Origin of the sequence: Micromonospora sp. NPDC049580 (assembly GCF_040675595.1) — a bacterium.
GTDB lineage: Bacteria > Actinomycetota > Actinomycetes > Mycobacteriales > Micromonosporaceae > Micromonospora.
Window position 1 is genome coordinate 1 of record NZ_JBFAPG010000813.1, and the last position, 1,312, is coordinate 1,312.

Sequence of the window (1,312 nt, forward strand, 5' to 3'; positions counted from 1 at the left end):
ACCCATCATCGGCGGCGGCACCGTGTCGTCCGCCCCCTGGGCCGCCGCCGTGCTGAGCAACGGCTCGTTCACCTGCTCGGGCAGCGTGATCGCCGCGCAGTGGGTGCTCACCGCCCGACACTGCATCAGCGGCACGATGTCGGTCCGGGTCGGCAGCGTCTACCGCGCCTCGGGCGGGGTCACCCGTACCGTCAGCGCCACCTACACCCGTAACGACCTGGCCCTCATGCGGCTCTCCAGCACCGTCAGCACCTCGGCGGTGTCCCTGGCCAGCAGCAACCCGCCCGTCGGCTCGACCAACTCGATCTACGGGTGGGGCATGACCTGCTACAGCGGGTGCGACGCCTCCAGCCAGCTCAAGACCGCCACCGTCCAGGTGACCAGCAACAGCGCCACCGACGCGTACGGCGGGCAGGCGATCCGCAGCAGCCGGATCAACGGCAACGCCTGGCGGGGCGACTCGGGCGGGCCGCAGTTCTACAACGGCCAGCAGGTCGGTGTGGCCTCCACGGCCGACGGCTCCTCCATCCAGAACTACGGCAGTGTCGCGTACAACCGGGCCTGGATCACCTCGGTGGCCGGTGTCTGACCGTTAGCGCCCGCGCGGCGCGGATGGTCGCCGGCGTGCCGACCGTCCGCGCCGCGTCGTTTTGCAGCATCCGATCAGGTGAACACGGCACCCGATCGGGTCGCGCAACTCCTGACAGCATCGGAACCGTGCTGGTCGTGACGACAGAGCAACTGCCCGGCTACGAGATCCGCCAGATTCTCGGTGAGGTGGTGTCATCGATGGCCAGGACGCGCAACCCGTACCGCGAGGGTGTCAAGAATCTGCGCGGTGGCGCGTACGACCCGATGGCGCCGGACAACCTGACCCGCTGGCGTACCGACTCCGTGACCCGCCTCGGCGAGGAGGCGCTGCGGCTCGGCGCGAACGCCGTGATCGGCATGCGCTTCGACAGCCGGGACTGCGGTGAGATGTGGATGGAGATCTGCGCGTACGGCACGGCGGTTATCGCCGTACCCACGATGCCCCAGGTCATGCCGGCCGACCAGCCGGCGGTGGCGGCGGAGACCGCCACCGACCCGGCCTTCGCCGAGTCTCTCGGCGGCATCGCCGAACCCGCAAGCGGCCCCAACCTACGAACAGCCGCAGAAACCCCCACCGGCGACTAACCCGACCCTCGCTGCCGGCCCCTCGCCACCCGGTTGATCATGAAGTTATTGCCCTGCGCGTCGGCGTGTCGCGGCAATAACTTCATGATCAACGAACGCTGGGGCGGGGCCGTAGTCGGCGGAGCGGTGGTCGGCG

The 1,312-nt window shown here is 69.5% G+C and carries 2 protein-coding genes; both read left to right on the forward strand.

Annotated elements, in window-relative coordinates; translation table 11 throughout:
• The coding region (locus tag AB0J68_RS32275) for a DUF1986 domain-containing protein (RefSeq protein WP_363942690.1) at positions 1-589 on the forward strand (589 nt) is incomplete at its 5' end.
• Positions 590-612: 23 nt separating this feature from the next.
• Positions 613-1,176: a YbjQ family protein gene (locus tag AB0J68_RS32280; protein WP_354853464.1), complete on the forward strand. Its 564-nt coding sequence runs from the start codon at positions 613-615 to the stop codon at positions 1,174-1,176.
• Positions 1,177-1,312: the final 136 nt, after the last annotated feature.